Below are 25,997 nucleotides of genomic sequence, written 5' to 3'. Positions count from 1 at the left end.
AGATCTGGAGGCAACACCATGCACAAGCTCGCCCCCCTGAGCGCCGCCATCGTCCTGGCCCTTGCCGGCCAGGCCATGGCCGACGACAGCACTTCGACCCAGTCCCAACAGGGCAACCAGAACATCGCCGAGGTCAAGCAGACCCAGGCGTCGTTCGCCTCGGCCACGCAGAACCAGGCCGGCCACGACCACAACCACATGGCGCTGCAGGACAGCAGCACCAGCCATATCCAGCAGAGCGCCACCGGCTCGTTCAACGCCGGCTACGCCGAGCAGTTGTTCGAGAACGGCAGCCAGATCACCCAGCAGTCCGGCGGCAGCCTCAATGACGCCTTCGCCAGCCAGTCGGTGGGCGAGAACAACGAAGCCCTGCAGGTCCAGCAAGGCAGCGGCAACCGTTCGGTCATCTGGCAGGACACCCAGTACGGCAGCCAGGCCACCACCTTGCAGTCCGGCCATGGCAACGACGCCACGGTGGAGCAGCTGTTCGGTGGCAGCAACAACAAGAGCGTGATCATGCAGGGTGGCAGCGACAACCAGGCCGCCGCCGAGCACATGACCCACCAGGACGGCGATATCGCCATCTACCAGGAAGGCCGGCAGAACTGGGCCTACGGTGACCAGCGCGACGGTTTGGGCGGCACCATCGGCATCAACCAGTACGGCACCGGCAACTCGGTGGAGGTGTGGCAGGACAACCAGGCCGCGAGCCAGGCCAGTGTCTACCAGAACGGCCAGAGCAACGAAGGCTACATCGACCAGAGTTTCGGCCAGTCCAACAGCGCGGGCCTCAGCCAGACCGGCCGTGGCAACGCCAGCTGGTCGGACCAGTTCGAGACCAACCAGGCGGTGACCAGCATTTCCCAGGTGGGCAACAACAACCTGCACTTCACCTACCAGACCGGTGACAACCACAGCCTGACCATCAGCACGGTGGGCAACGCCAACAAGATCATGGCCAGCAACTGGAAGGGCGAGAAGTCCGGCGGGCAGTTCGGTGTCGGTCAGCAGGCGCAGATCAACCAGGCGGGCAATGGCAACGGGGTCAACCTTACCCAGGAGGGCAACAGCCAGATCGCCCGGCTGAACCAGGATGGCAACCGCAACCAGATGGAGACCCGCCAGGCCGACAGCAACAACGAGCTGTACTTCGAGCAGAACGGCAGCGACAACCTGCTCATCGCCGACCAGCGCGGCACCGCCAACTACGCCGAGGGCCTGGCTGCGGGCAATGGCGGCAGCATCACCCTCGAGCAGTCGGGCAGTGGCAACCAGAGCTACACCTATCAGCTGTATGGCAGTGGCAACGAGGCGACCATCAAGCAGACCGATGGGGTCAACCTCGCCTACGTGACCCAGGGGGGGAATGGGAACCAGGCGTTTGTCGACCAGAGTGGGGCTAGTCAGACGGCCACCATTACGCAGTTTGGGAATGCCAATATGGCGACTGTTACCCAGCAGTGACGGGGTTTCCCCTTGGACCGTGGCGTTGGTTCTCCCCTGGCGCTGCGGTTCCTTTTTTTCTTTGGGTTGGGTTCGGGTTCGGGGGCGATTGTTTTGTTTTTTGTAGACACATTCGTAGAAGATGTCGACATTTAGTCACCCTTTCGCCTTTACGGCGACCTACTTTTGTCTTGACAAAAGTAGGCAAAACCGTTCGGCTCCGTTCATACGGCCCCTACGCTTCGCTACGGGGTTCCCTCGCTCCGTTCTTGCTCCCGTGGGTACCGCGCTGTACGCCCCATCCTGGGGCGCAGCGCTCGACGGCCATCCATGGCCGTCGCCCCACTACGCAAGAACTCCACTCGGCCTCCTGAAGTCGCAACTTGTGTCGCCTGAACTATCGCGCACTTAGAAGCAAGATCAAGAGCAGATCAAGAGCGGATCAAGAGCAGAACTTTTGGTTTTTCAGTAGATGTAATGTTGTTTTTCATTACGCCATCGCGGGGCAATCCCGCTCCCACGTTGAATAACGTAGTCAAACTATCGTGGGAGCGGGCTTGCCCCGAGATGTTGATCTAGAGTTCCCACGATGGCAACTAGCGACTAGCTGCGTTAGTGCAGGCGCCGCCCGTAACTTCGCGACTTCAGGAGGCCGAACGCAGGTCTTGCGGAGGGAGGTGACGGGCATGGATGCCCGTCAAGCGCTGCGCCCCAGGATGGGGCGTTCAGCGCGGTCCTCCCGGGAGCAAGACCGGAGTGAGGGGACCCGGAGCGAAGCGGAGGGCCGGATGAATGGAGCGAGGATTTTTTGGTTCCTTTTTGATCCTTCAAAAAGGGACCCGCCGTAAGGGCGGAAAGGTGAATAAGCGTCGACATCACAAATGAATGCGCATACAACTTTCAAAACTAAAACCAAAACCAAAACCAAAACCAAAACTACAACCGTCAGATCAAAGCCCCCCACCGCCCCGCCAAAAACAAATAATCAACCCAGAACACCTGATGCACCAGAACAATTCCCCAACACACAACCTGATAGGAAACCTTCCGAGTCTTGTGCCGAAACACCTGCTGCGCCAGCAAAGCCCCCGGCCACCCCCCCAGCAGCTCACTGGCATGCAGCACCTTTTCCGGCGTACGCCAAGCCTGACTCCGCGCCTGCTGCTTGTCCTGCCAGTACAACAACAGGCTGACCAGACTCACCACCGGATACATCGCCAACGGCAACCAGCTCCCGCCACTCAACCCCATCCGCAGGCCGCCGAGCACCGGCAACAGGCACAGCACCAAAAGTACCAGCCCCTTCAGGCGCGCATTGCGCACGCCCTCCTCGCGTCGGGGCGCACGCTGCGTACTGGCCCTCTCAACCATGCGCCGTCGACCAATCGACCCAGCCAAACTCCCAGGTCGCCAGGATCAGCAGGCCAAAGGCGATGCGATACCAGGCAAACACCGCATAGCTGTGGTTGGCGATGAACTTGAGCAGCCCGCGCACGGCAATCATGGCAAAGATGAACGACACCACGAAACCGATGGCGAACACCGGCAGATCGCCCGGCTGGAACAGATCACGGTACTTGTACCCCGAATACACCGCCGCACCGACCATGGTCGGCATGGCCAGGAAGAACGAAAACTCGGTCGCCGCCTTGCGCGAGAGGCCGAACAGCAAGCCACCGATAATGGTCGAGCCCGAGCGCGAGGTGCCCGGAATCATCGCCAGGCACTGCACCAGGCCGATCTTCAGCGCGTGAGTCCAGCGCATGTCGTCGACATGGTCGACCTCCACCCGGTGCTGGCGACGCTCGGCCCACAGCATGATCACCCCGCCCACCACCAGCGCGGCGGCAACGGTAATGGGGTTGAACAGGTACTCATGGATCAGGTCGGCGAACAGCACGCCCAGGATCACCGCAGGAATGAAGGCGATCAGCAGGTTGGCGGTGAAGCGCCGTGCCGGCACTTGCGTGGGCAAGCCCAGTACCACGTCGAAGATCTTGCGCCGGAACTCCCACACCACCGCCAGGATGGCACCCAGCTGGATGATGATGTTGAACGCCATGGCGCGTTCGCCGCCGAAGTTGATCAGGTCGGCGACGATGATCTGGTGCCCGGTGCTCGAAATGGGCAGGAACTCCGTCAGCCCCTCGATCACGCCCAGGATGATCGCCTGCAAGGCACTCCACAAATCCATCTTTCCCCCAAGTGCGACGCTGCGCGTGGCAGGCCGCTTGTTTTGATTGACACAATTGATACCGCACGCGGCGCGTGCTTTTTACAGCGACAGGGGCCCCCAAAGCCAGCTGAAAAGTCCAGCCGCCTAAAGGTTTCATCTGGCGCGGCCGAAATCCTAGCAGAGCCTATGTTTCAAGGCTTGCGTTACCTGCAACTGAGGATGTCAAGAACGACGCATTAGCCGTTGGTCGAGTGGGGACCCGCGACAAAGCATGCTTGGATGCCCTGGATAAAAAGAACAAGACTGGAGTAACGCATCATGAAGACCCTGAGGTCGATGTCGATCAGCCGCCGCCTGTGGCTGATCCTGCTGGTGGCCGTGGCCATGCTGCTGGTGCTGGGCCTGCTGATGCTGCGCCAGATCCATGACGGCCTGTACCAGGCCAAGGCCGAAAAGACCCGCCACGTGGTGCAAACCGCCGCCGGCGTGCTGGCCCATTACCAAGGCCTGGAGGCCGCCGGCACGCTGACCCGCGAGGCCGCACAGCAGCAGGCCCTGCAGGTGGTGCGCGGGCTGCGCTACGACCAGAACGACTATTTCTGGATCAACGATCTGCAACCGAAGATGGTCATGCACCCGGCCAACCCCAAGCTCGATGGCCAGGACCTCTCCGCCATCCGCGACCCCGACGGCTTTGCCGTCTTCAACGAGATGGTCGCCCTGGCCCGCAGCCAGGGCGCGGGGCCCGTCGACTATCGCTGGCCCAAGCCCGGCGCCAGCGAGCCGGTGGCGAAAACCTCGTACATCCAGCTGTTCAAGCCCTGGGGCTGGATCATCGGCTCGGGCGTCTACATCGACGACGTGCAGGCCGAGTTCGCCAGACAGTTGCGCGACGCCTCGCTGCTGGGCCTGGGCATCGCCCTGCTGATGGCCCTCCTGGTGATGCTGATCGCCCGCAGCATCGCCCGGCCACTGCAAGAGGCCGTGCAGGCCATGGGCAACATCGCCAGTGGCGAAAGCGACCTGACCCGGCGCCTGGACACCCACGGCCGCGACGAGATCACCCAGCTGGGTGAACACTTCAACCGCTTCAACGGCAAGTTGCAGGGCGTGATCGGCCAATTGCAGGGGGCGGCCCATGCCCTGGCCGAGTCGGCCGGCCATGTGGGTGACAACGCAGGCTCCGCCCAGGCCCGCAGCGCCCAGCAATCGCTGCAGATGGATCAGGTGGCCACCGCCATCAACGAGGTTTCCTACGCGGTGCACGACGTGGCCAAGCACGCCGAGCAGGCCTCCAACGAAATGCGCAACGCCCAGACGCAGGTTGGCCACGGCCAACAGGCGATCCACGGCAGCCTGCAACAGATCGACCGGCTTTCGGCGACCATCGACCAGGCAGTACAGGTGATCCGCGAACTGGCCAGCCACAGCACGAAGATCGGCGGCGTACTCGAGGTGATCCGCTCGATCGCCGAGCAGACCAACCTGCTTGCCCTCAATGCCGCCATCGAGGCCGCCCGCGCCGGTGAGCAAGGGCGCGGCTTCGCCGTGGTCGCCGACGAAGTGCGCCTGCTGGCCCAGCGCTCTGCACAGTCGACCGCCGAGATCCAGACCATGATCGAGCACCTGCAAGGCCAGTCCGAAGCCGCGGTGCGGGCCATCGATACCAGCAGCGAAGCCTCGCGCCAGACCGTCGAGCAGGCCCGCGAGGCCGGTAGCAGCCTGGACGCCATCAACCAGGCACTGGGCAACCTGGGCGCGCTGAATGCCTCGATCGCCAGCGCCACCTTGCAGCAGTCGCATGTGGTCGAGGAAATCAACCGCAACGTCACCGAAACCGCCGACCTGTCGCAACAGACCGCCGCGGCCGCCCGCCAATCCAGCGACGCAGGGGTGGCGCTTGCCCGCTTGAGCGATGAACTGGAACAGTTGCTGCGCCAGTTCAGGGTCTAGCAGGGCCAGGCGGCGGGTAGCTCGGATGCTGCCCGCCGCTTGAAGCAGGTCGCTCGAAGCGGTTAGCATCGCGCCCTTTCCCCGTCCAAGGATCGCCGATGTCCGGCCTCGAACTGTTCGCCGCCGCGCTCGGCGTCATCGCCGTCTGGCTCACCGTAAAGCAGAACCCCTGGTGCTGGCCGATCGGGCTGGTGATGGTGGTGCTGTACAGCTGGATCTTCTACGAGGTCAAGCTGTACTCGGACATGCTCCTGCAACTGGTCTATGCCGTGCTGCAACTGTACGGCTGGTGGCAATGGACCCGCCCGGACCGGGTCGAGGACGCCCGCCAAGTGACCAGCCTGGCACCCGTGACGATGCTCAAGGGCCTGGCGATCGGCCTGGCGGCCAGCCTGCTGCTGGGCGCTGCCATGGCCCACTGGACCGACGCTGCCCAGCCCTGGCTCGACGCCGCGCTTACCGGCTTCAGCCTGGTGGCCCAGCTGTGGATGGCCCAGAAGCGCCTGCAGTGCTGGGCGCTGTGGGTGGTGGTGGATGTGGTCTTCGTCGGGCTGTTCCTCTACAAAGGCCTCTACCTCACCGCCGCGTTGTATGCCCTGTTCACCCTGATTGCCGTGCGCGGCTGGCTGGAGTGGCGGCGCGACCCGGCGCTGGCCAGCGCATGAAGGTCCTGGTGCTGTGCGGCCCGGAATCCAGTGGCAAGAGCTGGCTGAGCGGCGAGATCCAGGCGCATTTCGGTGGCGTGCTGGTCGGTGAGTACGTCCGCCACTTCATGGAGCGCGAGCAGCGCGATACCTGCTACGCCGACATCCCTACCATTGCGCGTGGCCAGTTGGCCTGGGAAGACCAGGGCCGGGCGCAGGCACCGGAGCTGCTGATCCTCGACACCCACCTGCTGAGCAATATCCTGTGGAGCCGGGCACTGTTCGGTGATTGCCCCAGGTGGCTGGAACAGGCCATCCAGGCGCGCCATTACGACCTGCACCTGTTGCTGCGCCCCGAGGGCGTCGAATGGGTCGGGGACGGGCTGCGCTGCCAGCCACGGCTGGAAGAGCGCCAGGTGTTCTTCGACGACAGCCTGGCCTGGTTGCAACGCCACCGACAGAACGTGCAGGTGATCGATGGCGACTGGTCGCAACGCAGCGCCAAGGTCTTGAGCGTTGTACAGCGTCTGCTGGACGGCAAATCCCCAACCTGCCCCACAGAATGTTAAGCCACTGATACACCCTGCGGGGCCATGGCCCCCGGATTTGCGCGTATTGCGCCAGATCCGGGGGTAGTGTCACACCCGTGAAACACCCTCGACGAAAACCCGTCAGCGCCCGACTTCAATGGGCCCGGCAGCTCCTGGGTCGTCTCTCTGTCTCAGCACTGATACACCAATCCTTTGACGCGCCAGCTCCAGCTCCACAACTCACTGATTCGAAAGCAATAACAAAAACCGGCACAGCTTCTGCTCTCCTTCTGGCAACGCGGCCCAGGCCCAACACGCCGAAGAAGGAATTGCCATCGTGGGGAAACTTGATAAAGGCAACGTCTGTCGTCTCCTGCTGATCGGATGCGCACTGGGTTCCAGCTTCAGCCTGCCCACCTGGGCTGACAACGGCATCGTCGTCATCACCCGCGACGTGCAGACCCGCAGCGCCATACGAGCGCCGATCATCCCTGATCCTAGTCCGGTCACCGTCAATACCAACCCGTCCGCCCACATCCTCAGGCAGACCAGTGAGCTTAGCGATGGTGACTTCGCCAACATCACCAGCGGCGCCGGTATCAACTCGCTGATTACCCAGCAGACCAACACCATCGGCAGCAACATCGGCAACCAGACACAGTTGCCCAATATCGCAGGTGGCCGTGGCTCGGGTTCGGGCGGCAACGGCATCGCCAACATGGTCAACTCGAACGTCCAGCAAGGCCTGGGCGCGCTGAAGATCCTCAGTGGAGGTCAGTGACATGAGGCATACGCTGCTGCTCCTGGCCACGTTGTGCAGTGCGCCGACCTTCGCCCAATCCCCCGTGATCAACAACGCCACCATTGACAGCTCGGGTGCGCAATACCAGGGCAACCTGGGCGTCAACCAGGCGGCCGGCGATCAACAGCAACAGGTCAATGCCCGCGCCATCGCCATCGGCCATGACGCCAACGCCAGCACCCAGATCCACCAGCGGCTGCGCACCGGGTCCGACCCGGCGATCGATGCCCAGGCCAACATCCAGGGCACAGCCTTCAGCCACGGCAACGGCATCCTGGGGGTCAACCAGAGCGCCGGCGCCAGCAACCAGCAAGCCAACGCACTGCGCATCAGCGTCAGTGCCCAACCGCAAAGCATCGACGACAGCGTCCTTCTGCAACAGAACGTGGCGCTGATCAACAGCTCGGACTCAACTGCCCAGACACCCGGCCATCGCCAGGTCAGCACCAGCGACCAGGCATTCACCGGTAGCCGTGGCGTGGTGCAGTTGAATCAGAGTGCAGGGGTGGGAAACCGAACGGCCAACACCCTGAGCATCCGGGTCGCAGATTGACCCAAACAGGTAACAACAACACTTAACCTAAAACAAAGTACGGAGAACCACCATGAAACCCTCGATGGCACTCAAGCCTCTGGTTTTCGCAATTGCTGCGATCATGGCTGTGGCTGTACAAGCTGGGCAGAATGATCCACGTGGCGGCCACAACAATGGCCATAACAATGGCCACAACAACGGTCATCACACCCCTCCTCCTACCAAGATCCCGGTGTATGCCACCGCCAATGCCTGGGACAAGCAAAGCAGCACCGGCAACCGCATCAGCAATGAAGGCACGGTGAACGAAGCCGAAATGAGCAGCTCGGCCTCCGGCACCAGCGGCAACGTGGGTGTCAACGTCGCGGCCGGCGCCGGCAACCAGCAGGACAACGCCGCCGCCATCGCCAACGCCGGCGCCGATTCGAGCCTGGACAACAGCTTCGTGTTCGGCTCCGCCTCGGCCACCGCCGACGTACGTCAGTACAGCAACAACAACAAGGTCAACAACTACGGCACCACCAACTCCGGCATCATGAGCGGCTCGGGCAACAACGGCAGCGGCAACATGGGCATCAACATTGCCGGTGGCGACCTGAACCAACAGAAAAACACCATGGCCATTGCCAACTCCAATGCGCCACTGGGTAATGCCACCGCCACCGCCTCTGCCGACCAGAGTGGCCCAGGCCTGGTAGTGAACAACAGCGCCGACCGCACCTACCGGGTCGATACGCTGACATTCACCACGACCAGAAGCGGCAGCGCCTCGTACGACAAAGACTCCAGCTACAGCAAGGACAGCAGCGCCTCGTCGAGCTGGGACGCCGCCGGCTCCAAAAGCTGGAACGCCAGTGGCTCCAACAGCTCCAGCGCCAGTGGTTCGCGTAGCCATGATTCGAGCTCCTCGGCAAGCGGTTCTCTGAACGCTTCGCTGGATGCCTCGGCAAGCGGCAGCGTGACCCAGACCCAGGACTTCGGCCGCCACGAGCGCAGCCGCACCGACTCGTTCGATGCATCGCTGACCGCCTCGATCGACGCGTCGTATGACAAATCGCACGAGAAGTCTTCCAGCTCCTCGTACGAGAAAGCACGCGACTCTGCGTTCGAGAAAGCCTACGACTCCTCCTATGAGAAGTCGGGCAGCGCCTCCAACGAATCGTCGAAGTCCGGCTCGAAGAGCTACAGCGAGTCCAGCTCGTACGACCTGAGCAACACCGTGTCGTTCCAGGTGCTGACCCCTACCGGTTGGGCTAACCCTGTAACCAACACCGCAACCCTCAGTGGCTCGGTGAACGGTGGCAGCGGCAACCTCGGCGTCAACGTCGCAGCCGGTGTGGGCAACCAGCAGAGCAACTCGCTGGCCATCTCCAACACCTCGTTCTGAGCGCTGTAACCGTAAGGCCCCCTTCGGGGGGCCTTTCTTCAACAGGACCAGGGGGCAAGACCATGCGGATGATCGCCTTGGCGTTTTTGCTGTGCATGGCCAGTTACAGCGAAGCGGCGCAGATGCCGCTTTCGGTTTTGCCGGGGGGCGCGGTGATCTACAAGCCCATCCAGAGCATCCGTGAGCGCAAGTTCGCCGACCTGGTGCAACAGAAGACCGATTTCAGTTGCGGCGCCGCGGCGCTGGCAACCATCCTGCGCCAGGCCTACTGGCTGGACGTGGACGAACAACACATCATCGAAGGCATGCTCGCCCACGCCGACCAGGACCTGGTGCGGGTGCAGGGCTTCTCCATGCTCGATATGAAACGCTACGTGGAAAGCCTGGGCATGCGTGCCCGCGGCTACCGGGTCGCGGCCGACACCCTCACCAGCGTGCGCATTCCCGTGGTGGTACTGATGGACATCCGTGGCTACAAGCACTTCGTGGTCATGCAGCGCGTCGACAAGGGCTGGGTGTACATCGGCGATCCAGTGCTCGGCCACAAACGCTACAAAGTCGAAGATTTTCTCAAAGGCTGGAACGGCATCATCTTCGCCGTGATCGGCCAGGGTTACGACAAGAACAATGCCTTGCTCGACCCACCTCTGCCGCTGAGCGCCAAGGGCCGCATCAACAATTTCACCCCGGTCAAAGACGCCGAGCTGATGGACTTCGGTTTCATCCGCAGCGACTTCTTCTAATGACAATTGAGCAAGACGCTCCGGGAGCATCCCATGAAGACCCCAGCATGGCTCACCCTGATCTGCCTCGCCGCCGCACTGCCGGCCCAGGCAGAGACGTTCAAACCCATTGAACTGAAGGACCAGGAGTTGGCGAACTTGCGCGGCCGCTATGTGCTGCCGGGGCGGATCATCAGTTTCGGCGTGGTCATGACCAGCACCTGGCAGAACGCCAACGGCGATGTGATCGGGGCCAAGACCTCGATGCAGGTCCAGCAGTCGACCATCAAGCCGCAGTTCTATGTCTCCATGATCGACGAGAAAGGCACGGGCTCGAGCGGCGCCAAAGGCGGGACGGGTACCGTCACCGGTGGTGGTGGCCTGGACAGCACTGTCGGCGTAACTCAGGTCGTGCGTGCCGCTGGCGACAACAACACGGCCTACAACAACGTCGACATCAACGTCACCAAGGCCAACCAGGCGCCCGACGTACCGCAGCAGGGCCAGGCACTCGCCACAGGCTCGACACTGGTCGGCAGCAACGCCGCGGGGTCCATGAGCGTTTCCGCGAATGGTACGGGCGTGCAACTCAATGTCATGGCCAACAACAACCAGGGCAGTACCCTGCAGCAGATCGCCCAGGGCGGGCTGATGCAGAACGCCACCTTGCTGGGCAACGGCAACCAGGTCAGCAACCTGACCTCCCTCAACGTCGTGCTGCGCGACAACGTGCCTGCGGCGGCGCTTAACGGCAATCTTGACCAGCTCAAAGGCCTTCGCGCGCTCGGATACTGATCTACGCTGACTCTCATCGTATGTAGTCTGAAGGGACGGCTAACTCATGCAACGATCGTTGACGCTCAAAGCTGTAGTCTGTCTGAGTACCTTGACCCCGGCCACACTGCTGTATGCGGCTCCGGACCCTCAGGTCGAGGCGCTGAAGCAGGAGCTGCGGGAACTGAAACAACGCTATGAAGCCCAGCAGAACGCCTTGATGGTGCTCGAGCAGCGTGTGCGTCAAGTCGAGGAAACCCCCGCCGCGCCGCCCCCAAAGCGGCTGACCAAGTCACCTTCGACACCGGCCAAGGGCGCCCAGACCGTGGCCTCCGGCGCCCCGGGCAGCAGCGGCAGCTCCTATGGCCAGTCGCTCAAGGACGATTCGGAGCCGGCGCAAAGCGTTTCCAACCTGTATGACGAAGCCAGCGGCTTCTTCGGTGGCGGCAAGTTCAGTGTCGAAACCGGCCTGACCTATACGCACTACGATACCCGTGCGCTGACCCTCAACGGCTTCCTCGCGCTCGATTCGATCTTCCTCGGCAATATCAATCTGGACCGTATCAAGGCGGATAACTGGACCTTGGACCTGACCGCCCGTTACAACATGGACCAACGCTGGCAGTTCGATATAAACGTGCCAATCGTTTATCGCGAATCAACCTATTCGTCCGGTGGTGCGGGCGGTGCCGGGCCGGTCACCTCCGACGCCACCGTCACCCGTGACCCTGCCATCGGCGATGTCAACGTCGGGATCGCCTACAAATTCCTCGACGAATCGGAAAACCTTCCCGACGCCGTGCTCACCCTGCGGGTGAAAGCACCCACCGGCAAGGATCCGTACGGCATCAAGCTGGTCGAGGACCCGACGAACAACAACCTTTCGGTACCCGAGAGCCTCCCCACCGGCAACGGTGTCTGGGCGATCACGCCGGGCATCTCGCTGGTCAAGACGTTCGACCCTGCCGTGCTGTTCGCCAGCCTGTCCTACACCTACAACATGCAGGACTCGTTCAGCGACATCAGCCCACAGGTCAACTCCAAGGTGAAGGGGGACGTCAAGCTGGGCGACTCCTGGCAGATCGGCGGCGGCATTGCCTTCGCCCTGAACGAGCGGATGAGCATGTCGTTCTCGGTCACCGACCAGTTCGCCAGCAAAAGCAAGATCAAGCCCGACGGCGGCGACTGGCAGTCGATCACCAACAGCGACTACAACGCCGCCAACTTCAACGTCGGCCTGACCTTCGCTGCCACCGACAACCTGACCATCGTGCCCAACCTGTCCATCGGTCTCACCGAAGACGCGCCAGACTTCTCGTTCAGCCTGAAATTCCCTTACTACTTCTGACCGCACCGGGCCCGCGCAAGGGCCCGGCATTTGGTTACCGGTTTTGTAGCGCCCGACTTTCCCGGCACCAGCCTGTTATCATCCGGCACACTTTTGTGACGGTTTAATGGCATTAAGGAAAGTTTCGTGAACAACCTGCTCGGTCACCCTCGCGCCCGCCTTGCCAGCCTGGCAATCCTGGTGCTGGTGATACCCCTGACCGCGCGCGCCCTGCTGGGCTGGTCCAACCCCTTCGGCTACCTGTCCGACCTCGCCATCGGCAGCCTGTTGGTCCTGCTCCTGCAGCGGCGCCCCTGGTGGCTGGCCCTGCCGCTGCTGTTGGCCTGGGGCGGCCTGTGGGTGGCATCCGCCGAGCTGGTCAGCGCCGTCGGCAGGCTGCCCACGGTCGACGACCTGACCTACCTGATCGACCCGCAGTTCATGGAGAACTCCACCGGCGGCGGACTGGCCCATGCCTGGCTCCCCGCCCTGCTGGTCGCAGGCATTGGCGCCTGGCTGGCGAGCGTATGGCGATCGCCCGCCAGCAAGCCGTTGCCACGGCGTCTCTGGGCCGTGCCCCTGGCACTGTTCGGCCTGCACTGGGGCGGCCAGCAGCTGGCCCCCTCGGACGCTGACCAATGGCGCCAATACGGCCTCACCCACCAGGCGCTGTCGACGGCGGTGGGCAAGGTGCAGCATCAGGCCTTGAGCCGTATGGGCCGGGTGCCGTCAGTCACGGCGCTGTCCAGCGCCGGCCTGACCCAGTCCGACCTCAATGGCGTCAAGCTGCTCGACGCCCCGGGCAAGGCACGCAACTTGCTGATCATCACCGTCGAGGGCATCCCCGGCGCTTACCTGCGCCCCAACCGCGAGGCACTGGGCAGCCACTACCAGCAGGACCTGATGCCCCGTCTCAGCCAGTGGGCCGAGCGCGGCATGAACACCCCCGACTATGTCTTGCACACACACCAGACCATTCGCGGCCTGTACGCGATGCTCTGCGGCGACTACGACAAGCTGGCCAACGGCACGCCCAAGGGGGTCGAGCTGCTGACCCAGCAGCAACGCAACCAGGCCTGCCTGCCGGCCCAGCTGCGCGAGGCCGGCTTCGCCACCCATTACCTGCAAGGCGCCGGGCTGCGCTTCATGGCCAAGGACCGGATCATGCCGCACATCGGCTTCGACACGGTGCATGGGCTGGAGTGGTTCGCCAACGACAACTACCTGGAATTCCCCTGGGGCAAGGACGACCGCGCGTTCTTCGAGGGTGCGCTTGACTATATCGGTGAGCTGCGCAAGCAGCCGCAACCCTGGATGCTCACCCTGCTCACGGTCGGCACCCACCAGCCCTATTCGGCTCCGGAGGCCTATCTGCAACGCTTCGATACGCCCAAGCAGGCTGCGGTGGCCTACCTCGACGATGCCCTTGGCAGCTTCCTCGACGGCCTCGAGCGCCAGGGCGTGCTGCAAGACACCCTGGTGATCGTCACCTCCGACGAATCCCACGGCATCGATGGCGTGCGCCTGGCATCGGCGTGGGGCTTCAACCTCACGCTCGCACCGGAGCACGCCCAACTGCCCAGGCTCAAGCAGGGCACCTACGGCCACGTCGACCTGAGCACCTCGCTGCTCGACTACTTTGCCCTGCCAATCCCTGCGGCCTTGGCCGGCCGCTCGCTGTACCGCGAGTACGACAGTGGCCGCGAGATGATTTCCTACACCAATGGCATGCTGCGCTACCACGACGGCCAAGGTACCCTCAGCGAGTGCGATTTCCAGCAACGCTGCCGACGCTATGCCAGCCCCGGTTTCATTGCCGACCAGGCAAAATTCGTCGGCCGCGGGGACGACAGCCTGGGGGCGCAGATCGGCCTGCTGGCCACCGGCCTCGACCAGTCGTTGCTGCAGACTCCGCTCAACCTGCGCTACCAGTTCGGCGGTCCCTCCCCCATCGCCCTGGCTGAGCGCATCAAGGATGACTGGGCCGACAACCTGATCGGCGCGCAATACCTGGAGATGCCCGAAGGCACCCGCACCCGGGTACGCCTCAAGGTACGAGCGCTGGACCCGCGCCACGCCGTGTACATCCGGCTCAAGGCCAAGGAGCTTGAGCAGGATGTGCAGCTTGGCTTGCCCGAAGAGATTCGGGTAACGGCCGATGAGCCGCTGGAAATGCAGTTCGACTTCGACAACCCCACCGTGCGCAAGGCGTTTTCCTTCCACCTGTTGGGGTATGGTGGCGGCGAAGTGGAGGTCAGCGACTTCAGCGTGATCACCGCGTTGCCCGATGAGCCGGAGACGGTGGAGGAACTGGCGGACGGCCATCTCGCCCAGTCGAGCTGAGGCCCCGCGATCGGCAGCGTGGTTGCTCAACGAATCTGGTGCTTGTGCAACAACCGGTAAAAAGTCGGCCGCGACACACCCAGTACCTTGGCCGCGATACTCAGGTTGTCGCTGTGCCGGTTCAGCACATCGCACAACGCCTGCCGTTCGGCGCGGTGCTTGTAGTCCTCCAGCGTGCCCAGCGGCTGGTCCTGCTCCTGCAGGTCCTGCAGTCCCAGGTCCTGGGCCTCGATCTGCCGTCCCTCGGCCAGCACCAGGCCACGCCGCACCCGGTTGGCCAACTCGCGCACATTGCCCGGCCACTCGTGCCGTCCCATTGCCGCCAGGGCACCGTCGCTGAATGAACGTGGCCGCCTGCCCGTCTCGGCACTGTAGAACTGTGAAAAATGGCTGGCCAACATCGACAGGTCGCCATGTCGGTCACGTAGTGGCGCGGTCACCACTTGCAAAACATTCAGTCGGTAGTACAGGTCTTCTCGAAATCGCGCCAAGGCAATAGCTTTTTCCAGGTCCACATGGGTAGCCGCCAGAACCCTGACGTCGACCGCGATGGGCTGATTGCCGCCCACCCGTTCGATGTGCTTTTCCTGAAGAAAGCGCAGCAGATTGGCCTGTAACTCCAAAGGCAGGTCACCGATTTCGTCGAGAAACAGGGTGCCGCCATTGGCCGCTTCGATGCGCCCTACCTTGCGCTGGTGGGCCCCGGTGAAGGCGCCCTTTTCATGGCCGAACAGCTCGGACTGGATCAGGTGTTCCGGGATCGCCCCGCAATTGATGGCAATAAAAGGTTTGTCCCGACGTTGTGATTGCCGGTGCAGGGTGCGCGCCACCAGTTCCTTGCCGGTTCCGCTTTCACCACGGATCAGCACCGGCGACTCGGTCGGCGCCAGCTTGCCCAGCAGCTTGCGCAACTCGCGGATCGGCCGGCTTTCGCCCAGCAGCTCGTGCTCGGGCTCATCGACGCGCACCGCGCCCTTGCCGCGCAGGCGTGCCATGCCAAAGGCACGGCCCAGGGTGACCTGCACCCGGGAGACATCGAACGGCAGTGTATGGAAGTCAAAAAACCACTCGCAGACGAAATCGCCGACATTCTGCAGGCGCAGTTCCTCGGCGCTGAGCACGGCGATCCATTCGGTATTGCTGCGCTTGATCAGGTCCTTGACCGCTTCGGGGTGCAGCAGGTGCGAGGCTTGCAAGCGCACCAGGCCAACATCGCAGGGTTGCTCCAGCGCCGCCTCGAGCGTGCAACTTCGGACATCCCAGCCGACACTGCGCAAGCCCGGCAACAGGCGGTGGCAATCGTCGCAGGGGTCGACGATCAGCAGGCGGCGGTGGGATGCAGGTTCAAGCATGACCTTTCCTTGGCGCCAGTTATTGGTTTTTTACCTATAAACAGACAGTTGCGACGCCCGAATTAACAGTAGCAATGAACTTGACGCTCCCCACTACCGTTGGTCAGCCCGCCAGCCGTGTGCCCGGCACACTCGGGAATTATCTCAACCCTTGCGCGTCTGAGGCGGGAGCGACAAGCACGGACGAATGAATCGTCAATAAAAAATTTCAAAACCTTGTGACTTGAACCCTGACCTGGAGCATCAGTACAAATAACCCCGCGCTGTAGAGTGTTCAGGAATAACACCGCGGAACAATATTTCGCTGTTTGGGACCATGAGAGAGACCGAACCATGAATGCCCCGCTCCGTGTCAACGAAGCACTGCTGATCGCCGACCACGCCTTCGAACCCTTCCAGTGCGTAGCCTGGGATGCACCCAACGGTACCGGTGAGCTGAGCCTGGCAGTGATCGACCGGACCAGCACCCGTATCGGCAGCAAACAAGTGTCCTCGCGCGTCTATTCCGACCCTGCGCAATGGGCCAGTTTGATCGAGGAAGTGCGCGCCGAACTGTCCGGCAAAGGTTACGACCTGCAACCCTGGTCGATGCCAAAGTAACAAGGTTGGCTGTTACAAAGTGCGTGGCCGCCACGCACTTTGGCAACTTTCCCCGAATACGGGGATAACTTTTTCAATTGCGACATCCTGTCGCAGCCGCCTGCTTAATTGACCACGCTGAACTGCTCGATATGCCGATATTCGGCATGCAGTTGTTCGGCAAGTTGTTGTGCGCGGCCCACACGCACCGCCGCCATTTCCATATCCACCAGCAACGTGCTGCACGGTAACGGCTGCAATTGTGCTTCCTGCTGCAGGCGACCATCGGTCAGCACCAGGCAACGCTGGGTCTCCAGGGGCAGGCGCTTGCTCCGCGCCAACAACCAATGGCGCGCTTCTTCCAGCGCGGCCGGCAACGGCGTGCCGCCGCCAGCCCCCAGCGCCTGCAACCAGGGCTGCAAGGCCGCCGAGGCCTTCAGGCCATGCCGCTGCCATTGCGGTTTGTCGCCACTGGCTGTGAGCAAGGCCAGGCGTGCGCGCTGCCGATAGGCCTCATCGAACAATCCGGCCAGCAGGCCTTTGGCCTGGGTCAGTGCCTGGTTGCGGCGGGTGGAAGCCGATGCATCGACGATCACCAGCCAGAGCTCCGGCGCCTGGGCCTGGCGCTGTTGCCAGCACAGCTCGCGACGCAGGCGCGGTCGCCCCTTGAGCAAAGTCGGCAGCCAGGCGATACGGCCAGTGTCGGCCGTACGCGGGCGGCCCCGGGCGCTACCTGTCAAATTGCCGACACGGGGCTTGGCATCCGCCGCCTGGGCAGGGCGCGAGCGGATGCTCAGGGCTTTTTTGCCCAGTTCGGTACCTCGCGGCGTGCGCCCGTCGCCACCGGCTGCGGCGCCAAGGCGCCCCAGTCACCCTGCCCGCCTTGCGCTTGCGGCGGCCGAGGTGGCTCGCCCGACGTGGCGGCCTGCGCTTGCGGTGCGTGGGCGCGACGGCGATGGCGCAAGGCAAACTCGGCAACCGCCTCCACATCCGCTTCCTCGATCACTGTATTGCCACGCCAGGCGGCGTGAGCCCGCGCCGCACGCAGCCAGACCAGGTCGGCGCGCATGCCGTCCACCCCGGCAGCAAAGCAGCGCTCGGTGATCCAGGCCAGGGCCTGGTCGTCCAGGGCGATCGACGCCAATTGCTCGCGCGCGGCCTGGCAACGCTGGCGCAGCGCGGTCTGCTGGGGCGCCCACTGGGCACAGAACGCCTGCGGGTCGCTGTCAAAAGCCAGCCGACGGCGAATGATCTGCTGCCGTGCTTCGGGCGCGGGCAGGCCCTCCAGGGCCACGTTCAGGCCAAACCGGTCGAGCAGTTGCGGCCGCAGCTCGCCCTCCTCCGGGTTCATCGTGCCGATCAGCACGAACCGGGCGGCGTGCCGATGGGAGATGCCATCGCGCTCGATACGGTTGGTACCGCTGGCTGCTACGTCCAGCAGCAGGTCCACCAAGGGGTCGGGCAGCAGGTTGACTTCGTCGACGTACAGTACGCCACCGTCGGCGTGGGCCAGCACACCCGGCGAGAACCGCGCCTGGCCCTGGCTCAACGCGGCATCGAGGTCGAGGGTGCCGACCAGCCGCTCCTCGGTCGCCCCCAATGGCAGGGTCACGAACGGGCCGTCGCCCAGCAGGTCGGCCAGCCCCCTTGCCAGGGTGCTCTTGGCCATGCCCCGGGGGCCTTCGATCAGCACGCCACCGATCTTCGGGTCGATCGCCGTCAGGCACAGGGCCAGCTTGAGGTCGTCGGCGCCGACCACGGCGGCCAGGGGGAATTGTACGGGTTCGCTCATGTTCAGCTGTCTTCCTCGCCGGCGAGCAACTGCTGCTCGAGGCTCTCGCGATAGTCGCCCGGTTCCTGCCACAACCCGCGCTGCTGGGCCTCCAGCAAGCGCTCGGTGAGGTCGCGCAGGGCTTCGGGGTTGTGCTCGCGCATGAAATCTCGGGTGGCCGGGTCGAGCACATAGGCGTCGGCCAGGCCCTGGTAATGATGGTCGTCGATCAGGTGGGTGGTGGCATCGAAAGCAAACAGGTTGTCGACCGTCGCCGCCAGCTCGAACGCACCTTTATAGCCATGACGCTTGGCGCCGTCGATCCATTTCGGATTGAGCGCGCGGGCACGGATCACGCGGTTGAGTTCTTCCTTCAGGGTCCGCACCCGCGGCCGGTCGGCCTGGCTGTGATCGCCGTGGTAGCTGGCCCGCGCGGTACCGGCCAGGGTTTCGGCGGCCGCCAGCATGCCGCCCTGGAACTGGTAGTAGTCGTTGGAATCGAGCAGGTCGTGCTCGTGGTTGTCCTGGTTCTGCAGCACGGCCTGCACCTGCGCCAGGCGCTGGGCGAACGCGGCGCGGGCCGGCGTGCCTTCGTCGCTGGCGCCGTAGGCGTAGCCACCATGGTTGAGGTAGACCTCGGCCAGGTCGTCGCGGCTGTGCCACAGGCGGCCGTCGATGGCGTTCTGCACGCCGGCGCCATACGCCCCTGGCTTGGCTCCGAACACCCGCCAGCCGGCCTGCCGCGCCGCCTGCTCCAGCTCCATGCCGGCGCCGAGCAACGCTTCACGCTCGGCGCGCACCCGGGCGGCCAGGGGGTTCAGGTCGTCCGGCTCGTCCAGCGCGGCCACCGCCTGCACGGCGGCGTCGAACAGACGGATCAGGTTGCCGAAGGCGTCGCGGAAGAAACCCGACACTCGCAGCGTCACATCCACCCGTGGCCGGTCGAGCAGGCTCAATGGCAGGATCTCGAAGTCGTCGACCCGCTGGCTGCCGGTGGCCCACACCGGGCGCACGCCCATCAGCGCCAGGGCCTGGGCGATGTCGTCGCCGCCAGTGCGCATGGTCGCCGTGCCCCACACCGACAGGCCCAACTGGCGCAAGTGGTCGCCGTGGTCCTGCAAGTGGCGCTCGAGGATCAGGTTGGCCGAGGCAAACCCCAGGCGCCAGGCGGTGGTGGTCGGCAGGTTGCGCACATCGACGGTGTAGAAGTTGCGCCCGGTGGGCAGCACGTCCAGGCGGCCACGGCTGGGCGCGCCACTGGGCCCGGCCGGGACGAACCGCCCGGCCAGTGCGGCCAGCAGGCCGTCGATCTCGGCGGAGCCACAGGCGTCCAGGTCCGGCGCGATCCGTTCGACCAGTGCCTGCAAGACCTCGCGCACCGGTGCCCAGCCGTCTTCATCCGGCAGCGCCACAGCCCCTTGCAATGCCTGCTCGATCAATGTCAGCGCGAGGCACTCCAGACGCTCACGGGTATCACCACAGGTGCGCCATGCGCTGTTGTCGAGTTGCAGCAGCAGGCCCGGGCGCGGCCCGTCCCAGGCCTGCCCCAGGTCGCAGTCCAACGGATCGAAGCCCAACGCCAAGGCCTTGGCCAGCACGCGAATCAGGCTGGCATTGCCGCCCTTGCCATCTCCCCGCGCCACCCGCACCAGGGCCAGCAGCGTGTCGCTGCGCAGGCGCCCCTGGGGCGACTGGCCGAACACATGCAGGCCATCGCGGATCTGCGACTCCTTGAGGTCGCACAGGTAGGTATCCAGGCGCGGCAACCACACCGCAGCATCCTCCAGCTGCCCTTCAAGCTGCAGCTCACGGTCGATGTGGTTGGCCTTGACCAGTGCGAGGATGTCGCGCTGCAACTCGTTGGCGCGACGTGGATCGAGCAGCTGCGCTTCGTAGTACTCGTCGGCCAGCTGTTCCAGGTGGCGCAGCGGGCCATAGGTCTCGGCGCGTGTCAATGGCGGCATCAGGTGGTCGATGATCACCGCCTGGGTGCGTCGCTTGGCCTGGGCGCCCTCGCCCGGATCGTTGACGATAAATGGGTAGATGTTGGGCAACGGCCCGAGCAACGCATCCGGCCAGCATTCGGCGGACAGCCCCACGCCCTTGCCCGGCAGCCATTCCAGGTTGCCGTGCTTGCCGACATGGATCAACGCATCGGCGGCGTAGCCGTTGCGCAACCAGAAGTGAAACGCCAGGTAGCCGTGCGGCGGCACCAGGTCCGGGTCGTGGTACACGGCGCTGTGATCCACCTGGTAGCCCCGCGCCGGCTGGATGCCGACGAAGGTCAGGCCGTAGCGCAAGCCAGCGACCATCATGCGCCCACTGCGGAACATCGGGTCCTGCTCGGGCGGCCCCCAGCGCTCCAGCACAGCGCGCTGGTTGGCCTCGGGCAACGCGGCGAAGGCGCTGTGGTAGTCGGCCAGGGCCAGACTCTGGGCGCAAGGGCGCTGGTCAAGGTGATCGAGGTCGTTGGTGACACCGCCAAGCAACTGATGGATCAACTCGGTGCCGCTGTCGGGCAGGCCAGCTACCGGGTAACCCTGCGCCTGCAGGGCCTTGAGGATATTCAACGCCGCGCCTGGGGTGTCGAGGCCGACACCATTGCCGATGCGCCCGTCGCGGGTCGGGTAGTTGGCCAGCACCAGGGCCACGCGCTTCTCCTGGTTGTCCAGGCGCGCCAATGTCACCCAGCGCCGCGCCAGTTCAGCGACGAAATCCATGCGTTCGGGGTGGGCGCGGTAGCAGACCACGTCGGACTGGCTGCGCTCGCTGCGCCAGGCCAGGTCCTTGAAGCTCACCGGCCGGGTGATGATGCGCCCGTCCAGCTCGGGCAAGGCGATGTGCATCGCCAGGTCGCGGGCGCCGAGGCCCTGCTCGCTCTGCTCCCAGCCGGGCTGGTTGTCCTGGGCGCAGATCGCCTGCAACACCGGCACGTCGCGACGCAGCGGGCGCAGATTGGGCTGTTCGGGGCTGGACAGGGCAAAACCTGTGGTGTTGATCACCACCTCGGCCTGCACTTCGTCGAGCCAGGCCTCGACCTGATCCAGGCAGGCGCGCTCCTTGAGGCTGGCCACGGCGATCGGTAACGGATTCAAGCCGCAAGCCTGCAGGCGCTGGCAGAACACATCGATGAACGCGGTGTTGGCTGCCTGCAGGTGGGAGCGGTAGAACAGCAGCGGCGCCACCGGGTACTCCGGATGCCATTCGGCGTACCAGTCCTCGAGCCGTGCGCTGGCCTTGGCCGGGTGATAGACCACCGTGCGCGGCAATGGCTGCGGCTCGTCCCAGGGGTAGGCGCGCCCCAGCCACTGGCTGGCCAGGCAGTTGAACAGGTTCAGTGCATTGGCCTTGCCACCCTGGCGCAGGTAATGCCAGAGGCGCTCGGCCTGTTCGCCGCGTACCGTGCCCAGCCCGGTCAGCTCCGGGTCGGGACGATCGTCGCCGGGTACCAGGATCAGTTGCACGCCCCGTGCCGCCAGCTCGACCAATTGTTCGACACCGTAGCGCCAGTAACCGACGCCGCCGTGCAGCGACACCAGGATCACCTTGGCATGGCGCAGCACCTGGTCGACATACAGGTCGACCGAGGCGTGGTTCTGCACCTGCATCGGGTTGGCCAGGCGCACGCTGGGGAAATCCGCCGGCAACTGCTCGGCGGTTTCGGCAAGCAGCGCCAGGTGTGAGTCACCGCTGCAGAGGATCACCAGTTCGGCGGGGGTCTGCCCGAGGTCGGCGATGCTGTCGTCCGGCACAAAGCCGCCGGGCTGGGTCCGCAGCAGGTGCATGGGTCAGGCGCCCAGGGCCTGGCGCAGGCGCGCTTCCAGCTGGGTCGCGTCCAGGTCCTGGCCGATCAGCACCAGGCGGGTGATCCGTGGCTCCTCGCTGCGCCATGCACGGTCGAAATGCTTGTCGAAGCGGGTACCCACACCCTGGATCAGCAGGCGCATCGGCTTACCGGGAATGGCGGCGAAGCCCTTGGCGCGCAGGATGCCGAACTCGGTAACCAGTTGCGTCAAGGCATCGAGCAGCAGGCTTTCGTCGGCCTCGGGCAGGTCGATGGAGATCGAGTCGAAGGCGTCGTGGTCATGGTCGTCATGGTCATCGCCGTCGTGATGGCTGTCGTGGTGGGTGCGGCGGCCATCGATATGCGCCTCGGACTCGGCGCCCACGCCCAGCAGCACCTCCAGCGGCAGGCGACCACTGCTGGCCTCGATCACCTTGACCGCCGGCGGCAGCTCCTCGGCCACTTCGGCACGGACCTTGGCCAGGCCCTCGGCATCGATCAGGTCGGCCTTGTTCAGTACCACCAGGTCGGCGCTGGCCAGCTGGTCGGCGAACAGTTCGTGCAGTGGCGACTCGTGATCGAGGTTGGGGTCAAGCTTGCGCTGGGCGTCGACCTGGTCCGGGTAGGCGGCAAAGGTGCCGGCGGCCACGGCCGGGCTGTCGACCACGGTGATCACCGCATCGACCGTGCAGGCGTTGCGGATCTCCGGCCACTGGAAGGCCTGCACCAGGGGTTTTGGCAGGGCCAGGCCGCTGGTTTCGATAAGGATATGGTCGAGATCGCCGCGGCGCGCCACCAGCTCGCGCATCACCGGGAAGAATTCTTCCTGCACGGTGCAGCACAGGCAGCCGTTGGCCAACTCGTAGACGCGGCCGTTGGCCTCTTCCTCGGAGCAGCCGATGCTGCACTGCTTGAGGATCTCGCCATCGATGCCCAGCTCGCCGAATTCGTTGACGATTACCGCGATGCGGCGGCCCTGGGCGTTGTCGAGCATATGGCGCAGCAAGGTAGTCTTGCCCGAACCGAGGAAGCCGGTGACGATGGTGACGGGAAGCTTGGCCAGTGTTTTCATGTCGCGATGCCCTTGGCAGCAATGGCGCGGGCATGCAGGACGACAGCCACGGCCCGTGTCGGCCTGACTGTTTCGCCACCGGATCACCCCGCCCGGTTGAAAGTCGAAAACGTTGCGAGGCAGGTCTCCTGGCTTGCACCGCCGGCCATCAAAGCCGGTGGGATGGCGCCTTCCCGCGCGTGCGCAGTGGCTGTGCCGAACCCTTCAGTGCCTACAGTTGCGGGGGCAGCCGCGGCTTGTACCGCGTTCCCGTCTTAGCCCGGGACAACGCCCGGGAACCTCGAACCGGCAAGGCTACGCAGTGCCTGCCTGGCGGTCAACCGCCGCGGCGATTGACGCAGGCCCGGCCCCGTGATTTGCTAGCGCATTGCGTTCAGGTGCCCCCAACGGGGGTGAAACGGGAAACCGGTGCGTCGCGCCTCCTTTAGAAGAGGGCCGACAAAGCCGGTGCTGCCCCCGCAACGGTAAGCGAGAGAAGCGTCCAGACCACTGTGCCCATCGTGCGGCATGGGAAGGTGGCGTTTGATCAATGGAGCCCCGCTCCGCCTCGCCAGCCCGGAGACCGGCCTGACATGCTTGCAGAACACCCCGCGGTGGGCGGGCGCTGTCGTATCACCCGGGCCAGCCGTGCCCGGGGGCGTCGCGCCTGCCCGTTGCCACAACAAAAGCAGCAGAGGAACGCGTCATGCCCATCACCCACGCCAAACCCAGTATCGCTACCCCCGTCAGTCTCAGCCAGCGCCTGATCGTCGCGGTCGGCGCGAGCCTGCTGGGCCTGTGCCTGGTGTACTTCGCCGGTTTCTCGCACATCGAGGCGGTGCACAACGCCGCCCACGACACCCGCCACAGCGCCGCCTTCCCTTGCCACTGAGTACGCCCGCATGATCACGCGCATCGCCCGTACCGCGGGTTTCAGCGGCCTGCTCGCCGCCCTGCTGCTGACCCTGCTGCAAAGCTTCTGGGTCGCCCCGCTGATTCTCCAGGCGGAAACCTATGAAACCGCCACCCCCGCCGCCGAACATCATGAACATGGCGAGGCCGCCGCGCCTCATGAGCACAGCGCCGAGGCCTGGGCGCCCGAAGATGGCTGGCAGCGTATCCTGTCCACCACAGGCGGCAACCTGGTGGTCGCCGTCGGCTTCGCCCTGATCCTCGCCGCCCTGTACAGCCTGCGTGCCCCGGGCCGCGTGGCGACCGGCGCGCTGTGGGGCCTGGCGGGCTTCGCCGTGTTCTGCCTGGCGCCGACCCTGGGCCTGCCACCGGAACTGCCCGGCACCGCCGCCGCCGACCTTGGCCAGCGCCAGACCTGGTGGATCGGCACCGCCGCCGCCACCGCCGCCGGCCTCGCGCTACTGGTGTTCGCCCAGCACTGGCTGTTCAAGGTGCTCGGAGTCGCCCTGCTGGTGATCCCGCACCTGATCGGCGCGCCACAGCCAGCGGTTCATGAAAGCCTGGCCCCCGAGGCGCTGGAGACCCAGTTCAAGATCGCTTCGTGGCTGACCAACGCCGCGTTCTGGGTGGCCCTGGGCCTGCTCAGCGCCTGGTTGTTCCGCCGCTCCAGCCAGCACTGATGCGCGACCTTGCTCCCCAGCCGGCGTTGTATGCCGGCTTTGGTTGCCGCCGTGGCTGCCCGGTCGAAACGCTCGCGGTGCTGCTGCGCCAGACCCTGGCCAACCACGCCCTGCCGATGTCGGCGCTGAAGGCAATCGCCAGCATCGAACCCAAGGCGCGCGAGCCCGGCCTGCTGGCACTGGCCGAGCGGCTCGGGTTGCCGTTCATCTGCTTCGACAGCAGCCACTTGTCGACCTTCGAAGCGCTGCTCAGTCAGCGCTCGACAACGGTGTACGCCCAGACCGGCTGCTGGGGCGTCGCCGAAAGCGCAGCCCTGGCCCTGGCCGGGCGCACAGGCGCCGTGCCGCGCCTGCATGTGCCAAGGCAAGGGCTCGGCGGCGCTACTTTGGCCCTGGCCATCGGCGGATAATCCGCCCCTTTTACCTGCAAGGAACCCCCATGACGGTCTATTTCATCGGCGCCGGCCCCGGCGATCCCGAGCTGATCACGGTCAAGGGCCAGCGCCTGATCCGCCAGTGCCCGGTGATCATCTACGCAGGCTCCCTGGTACCGGCTGTAGTGCTCGAGGGGCATCAGGCACACACCGTGCTCAACAGCGCCGAACTGCACCTGGAGCAGATCATCGAGGCCATGCGCCAGGCCCATGCCAACGGGCAGGATGTAGCCCGCGTGCACAGCGGCGACCCCAGCCTGTATGGCGCCATCGGCGAACAGATCCGCCACCTGCGTGAGCTGGGCATCGACTACCAGATCGTCCCCGGCGTCACCGCCACCGCCGCCAGCGCCGCGCTGCTGGGCTGCGAGCTGACACTACCCGACGTGGCGCAGACGGTGATCCTCACCCGCTACGGTGATAGCTCGCCGATGCCGGCCGGTGAACAGCTGGCCGACCTGGCCCGCCATGGCAGCACCTTGGCCATCCACCTGGGTGTGCGCCACCTGGAACGTATCGTCGAGCAGTTGCTGCCACACTATGGCGCCGACTGCCCCATCGCCGTGGTCCATCGCGCTACCTGGCCTGACCAGGACTGGGTCAAGGGCACCCTGGCGGATATCACCGAGCGTGTGGCCGCCAAGGGCTTCCGGCGTACCGCGCTGATTCTCGTCGGGCATGTCCTGGGCGACGCCCCCTTCGCCGACTCGGCCCTGTATCGCGCCGGCCATGCCCACCTCTATCGCCCCGGCTCGTGAAGCGATTGCCGAGCGGGCGACGGCGGAGCACACTGGGCTT

Annotated in this window: 23 protein-coding genes, 1 pseudogene and 2 riboswitches; of the genes and pseudogenes, 17 read left to right on the top strand and 7 right to left on the bottom strand. The window is 64.7% G+C overall.

Features of this window, described 5'->3' with window-relative positions; genetic code table 11:
- The first annotated feature begins 18 nt into the window (after positions 1–18).
- Positions 19–1,464, top strand: coding sequence for a curlin (locus CCOS191_RS11715; RefSeq protein WP_046855344.1), 1,446 nt, complete (start codon positions 19–21; stop codon positions 1,462–1,464).
- A gap of 924 nt (positions 1,465–2,388) precedes the next feature.
- Here the strand turns inward: CCOS191_RS11715 and CCOS191_RS11710 are convergent.
- Together CCOS191_RS11710 and CCOS191_RS11705 are read right to left on the bottom strand one after the other, a co-directional pair.
- Positions 2,389–2,814, bottom strand: a complete 426-nt coding sequence (locus tag CCOS191_RS11710; protein ID WP_046855343.1) for a DUF1294 domain-containing protein — start codon at positions 2,812–2,814, stop codon at positions 2,389–2,391.
- A complete protein-coding gene (locus tag CCOS191_RS11705) occupies positions 2,807–3,637 on the bottom strand; it encodes an undecaprenyl-diphosphate phosphatase (protein ID WP_046855342.1) in 831 nt (276 codons plus the stop codon). The genes CCOS191_RS11710 and CCOS191_RS11705 overlap by 8 nt, the downstream gene beginning before the upstream one ends.
- Before the next feature lie 300 nt (positions 3,638–3,937).
- On the opposite strand from CCOS191_RS11705, the pseudogene CCOS191_RS28720 reads away from it, so the two are divergent.
- The 11 genes and pseudogenes from CCOS191_RS28720 to CCOS191_RS11655 all read left to right on the top strand — a co-directional run.
- Positions 3,938–4,699: pseudogene (locus CCOS191_RS28720) on the top strand (cache domain-containing protein); the annotation flags it as partial.
- Between the two features lie 138 nt (positions 4,700–4,837).
- Positions 4,838–5,572 carry a methyl-accepting chemotaxis protein gene (locus tag CCOS191_RS28715; RefSeq protein ID WP_442963671.1) on the top strand — a complete coding sequence of 245 codons (735 nt, stop codon included), beginning with the start codon at positions 4,838–4,840 and terminating at the stop codon, positions 5,570–5,572.
- A gap of 98 nt (positions 5,573–5,670) precedes the next feature.
- Positions 5,671–6,237 carry a nicotinamide riboside transporter PnuC gene (gene pnuC, locus CCOS191_RS11695; protein WP_046855340.1) on the top strand — a complete coding sequence of 189 codons (567 nt, stop codon included), beginning with the start codon at positions 5,671–5,673 and terminating at the stop codon, positions 6,235–6,237.
- On the top strand, positions 6,234–6,785 hold the full coding sequence (locus CCOS191_RS11690; protein ID WP_046855339.1) for an AAA family ATPase: 552 nt from the start codon (positions 6,234–6,236) through the stop codon (positions 6,783–6,785). The genes pnuC and CCOS191_RS11690 overlap by 4 nt, the downstream gene beginning before the upstream one ends.
- Before the next feature lie 298 nt (positions 6,786–7,083).
- Positions 7,084–7,527 (top strand): hypothetical protein, encoded by a 444-nt coding sequence (locus CCOS191_RS11685; RefSeq protein WP_023630131.1) that lies wholly within the window; start codon positions 7,084–7,086, stop codon positions 7,525–7,527.
- A gap of 1 nt (position 7,528) precedes the next feature.
- Positions 7,529–8,101: a hypothetical protein gene (locus CCOS191_RS11680; protein WP_046855338.1), complete on the top strand. Its 573-nt coding sequence runs from the start codon at positions 7,529–7,531 to the stop codon at positions 8,099–8,101.
- Between the two features lie 52 nt (positions 8,102–8,153).
- Positions 8,154–9,470, top strand: a complete 1,317-nt coding sequence (locus CCOS191_RS11675; protein WP_046855337.1) for a hypothetical protein — start codon at positions 8,154–8,156, stop codon at positions 9,468–9,470.
- A 62-nt stretch (positions 9,471–9,532) separates the two neighbouring features.
- Positions 9,533–10,213, top strand: coding sequence for a C39 family peptidase (locus CCOS191_RS11670; RefSeq protein WP_023630128.1), 681 nt, complete (start codon positions 9,533–9,535; stop codon positions 10,211–10,213).
- A 33-nt stretch (positions 10,214–10,246) separates the two neighbouring features.
- Positions 10,247–10,987 carry a hypothetical protein gene (locus tag CCOS191_RS11665; protein WP_023630127.1) on the top strand — a complete coding sequence of 247 codons (741 nt, stop codon included), beginning with the start codon at positions 10,247–10,249 and terminating at the stop codon, positions 10,985–10,987.
- Positions 10,988–11,033: 46 nt separating this feature from the next.
- A complete protein-coding gene (locus tag CCOS191_RS11660; protein ID WP_046855336.1) occupies positions 11,034–12,314 on the top strand; it encodes a hypothetical protein in 1,281 nt (426 codons plus the stop codon).
- Positions 12,315–12,440: 126 nt separating this feature from the next.
- Positions 12,441–14,636, top strand: coding sequence for an LTA synthase family protein (locus CCOS191_RS11655; RefSeq protein WP_046855335.1), 2,196 nt, complete (start codon positions 12,441–12,443; stop codon positions 14,634–14,636).
- Positions 14,637–14,662: 26 nt separating this feature from the next.
- Here CCOS191_RS11655 and CCOS191_RS11650 read toward each other — a convergent pair whose 3' ends face one another.
- Complete coding sequence (locus CCOS191_RS11650) at positions 14,663–15,988, bottom strand: sigma-54 dependent transcriptional regulator (protein WP_046855334.1); 1,326 nt, start codon at positions 15,986–15,988, stop codon at positions 14,663–14,665.
- Between the two features lie 333 nt (positions 15,989–16,321).
- Between CCOS191_RS11650 and CCOS191_RS11645 the strand changes: the two genes are divergently transcribed.
- Positions 16,322–16,588: a hypothetical protein gene (locus tag CCOS191_RS11645; protein WP_028690802.1), complete on the top strand. Its 267-nt coding sequence runs from the start codon at positions 16,322–16,324 to the stop codon at positions 16,586–16,588.
- 104 nt (positions 16,589–16,692) lie between these two features.
- Here the strand turns inward: CCOS191_RS11645 and CCOS191_RS11640 are convergent, their stop codons facing one another.
- The 4 genes from CCOS191_RS11640 to cobW are packed head-to-tail and all read right to left on the bottom strand — an operon-like array spanning position 16,693 to position 23,194.
- Positions 16,693–17,307, bottom strand: a complete 615-nt coding sequence (locus CCOS191_RS11640) for a vWA domain-containing protein (RefSeq protein ID WP_231867486.1) — start codon at positions 17,305–17,307, stop codon at positions 16,693–16,695.
- 53 nt (positions 17,308–17,360) lie between these two features.
- A complete protein-coding gene (locus CCOS191_RS11635; RefSeq protein ID WP_046855333.1) occupies positions 17,361–18,359 on the bottom strand; it encodes an ATP-binding protein in 999 nt (332 codons plus the stop codon).
- A 2-nt stretch (positions 18,360–18,361) separates the two neighbouring features.
- Complete coding sequence (gene cobN / locus CCOS191_RS11630) at positions 18,362–22,123, bottom strand: cobaltochelatase subunit CobN (RefSeq protein ID WP_046855332.1); 3,762 nt, start codon at positions 22,121–22,123, stop codon at positions 18,362–18,364.
- A 3-nt stretch (positions 22,124–22,126) separates the two neighbouring features.
- On the bottom strand, positions 22,127–23,194 hold the full coding sequence (gene cobW, locus CCOS191_RS11625) for a cobalamin biosynthesis protein CobW (protein WP_046855331.1): 1,068 nt from the start codon (positions 23,192–23,194) through the stop codon (positions 22,127–22,129).
- A gap of 101 nt (positions 23,195–23,295) precedes the next feature.
- Positions 23,296–23,492, bottom strand: a riboswitch (cobalamin riboswitch).
- Positions 23,493–23,553: 61 nt separating this feature from the next.
- Positions 23,554–23,779: riboswitch (cobalamin riboswitch) on the top strand.
- Between the two features lie 100 nt (positions 23,780–23,879).
- Between cobW and CCOS191_RS11620 the strand changes: the two genes are divergently transcribed.
- From CCOS191_RS11620 to cobM, 4 genes are read left to right on the top strand one after another with little or no spacing between them, the layout of a single operon-like run.
- A complete protein-coding gene (locus CCOS191_RS11620; protein ID WP_046855330.1) occupies positions 23,880–24,065 on the top strand; it encodes a CbtB domain-containing protein in 186 nt (61 codons plus the stop codon).
- 10 nt (positions 24,066–24,075) lie between these two features.
- Complete coding sequence (locus CCOS191_RS11615) at positions 24,076–24,765, top strand: CbtA family protein (RefSeq protein ID WP_046855329.1); 690 nt, start codon at positions 24,076–24,078, stop codon at positions 24,763–24,765.
- Positions 24,765–25,175 carry a cobalamin biosynthesis protein gene (locus tag CCOS191_RS11610; RefSeq protein WP_046855328.1) on the top strand — a complete coding sequence of 137 codons (411 nt, stop codon included), beginning with the start codon at positions 24,765–24,767 and terminating at the stop codon, positions 25,173–25,175. The genes CCOS191_RS11615 and CCOS191_RS11610 overlap by 1 nt, the downstream gene beginning before the upstream one ends.
- Before the next feature lie 29 nt (positions 25,176–25,204).
- Entirely contained in the window at positions 25,205–25,957 is a 753-nt protein-coding gene (cobM, locus tag CCOS191_RS11605; RefSeq protein WP_046855327.1) for a precorrin-4 C(11)-methyltransferase, read from the top strand.
- Positions 25,958–25,997: the final 40 nt, after the last annotated feature.

This window comes from Pseudomonas sp. CCOS 191 (assembly GCF_001007005.1).
Lineage (GTDB): Bacteria > Pseudomonadota > Gammaproteobacteria > Pseudomonadales > Pseudomonadaceae > Aquipseudomonas > Aquipseudomonas soli.
The sequence above is the reverse complement of the archived record's forward strand: the minus strand, read 5'-3'. Positions and strand labels throughout refer to the sequence as shown.